This is a genomic window from Streptococcus sp. 343_SSPC, from assembly GCF_001072385.1.
Classification (GTDB): Bacteria; Bacillota; Bacilli; order Lactobacillales; family Streptococcaceae; genus Streptococcus.
The window spans coordinates 1-2,787 of record NZ_JVKU01000024.1 but is presented as its reverse complement, the minus strand read 5'-3'; the positions used below and the strand labels follow the sequence as shown (position 1 = coordinate 2,787).

The window sequence follows — 2,787 nt, the reverse complement described above, 5'->3', positions numbered from 1 at the left end:
TTGGTGCGGATGCAGCAGGTATCCGCTTAAAAGAAGTAGTCAAAGAATATTTGGAAGCAGAAGGTTTCCAAGTCGTGGACGTGACAGAAGAAGGGCAAGACTTTGTCGATGTGACCTTAGCTGTTGCAAAAGAAGTGAAACAAGCAGAAGATAATCTGGGTATTGTTATTGACGCTTACGGAGCTGGTCCATTCATGGTCGCTACTAAAATTAAAGGAATGGTTGCAGCAGAAGTTTCAGATGAGCGTTCTGCCTATATGACTCGTGGCCACAACAATTCTCGCATGATCACCATGGGTGCTCAAATCGTGGGTGACCAATTGGCCAAAAATATCGCCAAAGGTTTTGTAAACGGTAAGTATGACGGCGGTCGCCACCAAATCCGTGTCGATATGCTTAACAAGATGTGCTAAGGGGAGGAGTAAAAGAATGAAAATTGCAATTGGATGTGACCATATTGTCACAAATGAAAAAATGGCTGTTTCTGAATTTTTGAAATCAAAAGGCTATGAAGTCCTTGACTTCGGAACCTATGACCATGCGCGCACCCACTATCCAATTTTTGGGAAAAAAGTCGGAGAAGCAGTAGCTAGTGGTCAAGCAGACCTTGGAGTTTGTATCTGTGGAACGGGTGTTGGCATTAACAACGCGGTTAATAAGGTCCCTGGAATCCGTTCAGCCTTGGTACGCGACATGACAACGGCTCTTTATGCAAAAGAAGAACTCAATGCTAATGTCATTGGTTTTGGTGGGAAAGTAACCGGTGAATTGCTCATGTGTGATATCATTGAAGCATTCATTCATGCAGAATACAAACCAAGTGAAGAAAACAAGAAATTGATTGCCAAGATTCAACATTTGGAAACGCATAATGATCACCAAGAGGATGCAGACTTCTTCACAGAATTCCTTGAAAAATGGGACCGTGGGGAATACCACGACTAAGAGGTGAGTCTATGATTTTAACGGTAACCATGAACCCTTCAATCGACATTTCCTATCCATTAGAAACCTTACACTTGGATACGGTCAATCGAGTTGACAAGGTAAGCAAAACCGCAGGAGGGAAGGGTCTCAATGTCACACGGGTCCTTGCAGAGATTGGAGATCCTGTCTCGGCAACTGGTCTGATTGGTGGTTCAACAGGCCAATTTATCTTGGACCATCTAGATCAGGAAATCGGCAAAGAATTCTTTGAAATTCAAGGGGAGACCCGGAATTGTATTGCGATCCTTCACGAAGGACAACAAACTGAAATCCTGGAAAAAGGTCCGTCTGTTTCTGAAGAAGAAGGGCAAGCCTTTCTTGATCACTATGAAGCCTTGCTTCCAGATGTAGCAGTCGTTGCTATCTCAGGTAGTTTACCAGCTGGCTTGCCACTTGATTATTATTCTCAATTGGTCGAGCGCGCTAAGAAGGCAGGAAAACCAGTCGTTCTGGACTGCTCAGGCGCTTCCCTAGAAAAAGCACTAGTAGCTCCCGTTCAACCAACAGTGATTAAACCCAATAATGAAGAGTTGTCTCAACTCTTAGGCTACGAAGTGACTACGGATTTAGATCAATTAAAAGAGGTCCTTCAATCTGACTTATTTAAAGGAATCGAATGGGTCATCGTCTCCCTAGGAGCTGACGGTGCCTTTGCCAAACATGGTGATGTCTTCTATAAAGTGGATATTCCAAAAATTGAAGTGGTCAATCCAGTGGGATCTGGTGATTCGACAGTTGCTGGGATTGCCTCAGCTCTCTATCATCAGGAAGACGACCAAGCACTTTTAACCAAAGCCAATGTCCTTGGCATGTTGAATGCTCAAGAAGCAACGACAGGGCATATCAATATTCATCGCTATGATGATTTGTATCAACAGATAAATGTAAAAGAGGTATAAGATGGTATTAACAGAACAAAAACGCAACTATTTAGAAAAATTGAGCACCAAAGAGGGTGTGATCTCAGCCTTGGCCTTTGACCAACGTGGTGCCTTGAAACGCCTCATGGCTCAATATCAAGACACAGAACCAACAGTAGCTCAAATGGAAGAATTGAAGGTCTTGGTGGCTGAAGAATTGACACCATTCGCATCTTCTATGCTCTTGGACCCTGAGTATGGCCTTCCAGCGACTAAGGTCTTGGATGCAGAAGCAGGTCTCTTGTTGGCTTATGAAAAAACAGGCTACGACACTTCTAGCACCAAGCGTTTGCCAGACTGCCTCAACCTTTGGTCAGCTAAACGCATCAAAGAACAGGGTGCAGATGCAGTGAAATTCTTGCTCTACTATGATGTGGATAGTGCAGAAGAACTCAACCAAGAAAAACAAGCTTACATCGAACGCATCGGTTCAGAATGTGCTGCAGAAGAAATTCCATTCTTCCTTGAAATCTTGGCTTATGATGAAAAAATCGCGGATGCCGGATCTGTAGAATATGCGAAAGTAAAACCTCGCAAGGTCATCGAAGCTATGAAAGTCTTCTCAGACCCACGCTTTAACATCGATGTCTTGAAGGTAGAAGTTCCAGTCAATGTTAAATACGTTGAAGGTTTTGGCGATGGTGAAATCGTTCATAGCCGTGAAGAAGCGGCAGCCTTCTTTAAAGAACAAGAAGAAGCAACCAACCTTCCATACATCTACTTGAGTGCAGGTGTTTCTGCCAAACTCTTCCAAGAAACCCTTGTCTTTGCCCATGAAGCAGGCGCGAACTTCAATGGAGTCCTCTGTGGCCGAGCAACTTGGGCTGGATCTGTAGAAGCCTACATCAAGAATGGCGAAGCAGCAGCTCGTGAATGGCTC

Annotated in this window: 4 protein-coding genes; all 4 read left to right on the top strand. The window is 44.1% G+C overall.

Features of this window, described 5'->3' with window-relative positions; all coding sequences use genetic code 11:
* A partial coding sequence (lacA, locus tag ADH27_RS07675; RefSeq protein WP_048717138.1) for a galactose-6-phosphate isomerase subunit LacA occupies nucleotides 1-413 on the top strand: 413 nt, incomplete at its 5' end.
* Between the two features lie 16 nt (nucleotides 414-429).
* Complete coding sequence (lacB, locus tag ADH27_RS07670) at nucleotides 430-945, top strand: galactose-6-phosphate isomerase subunit LacB (RefSeq protein ID WP_023026585.1); 516 nt, start codon at nucleotides 430-432, stop codon at nucleotides 943-945.
* Between the two features lie 11 nt (nucleotides 946-956).
* Nucleotides 957-1,886 carry a tagatose-6-phosphate kinase gene (locus ADH27_RS07665; protein WP_048717136.1) on the top strand — a complete coding sequence of 310 codons (930 nt, stop codon included), beginning with the start codon at nucleotides 957-959 and terminating at the stop codon, nucleotides 1,884-1,886.
* Between the two features lies 1 nt (nucleotide 1,887).
* Nucleotides 1,888-2,787 (top strand): tagatose-bisphosphate aldolase (gene lacD / locus ADH27_RS07660; protein WP_048717134.1); only part of this gene is annotated, 900 nt, incomplete at its 3' end.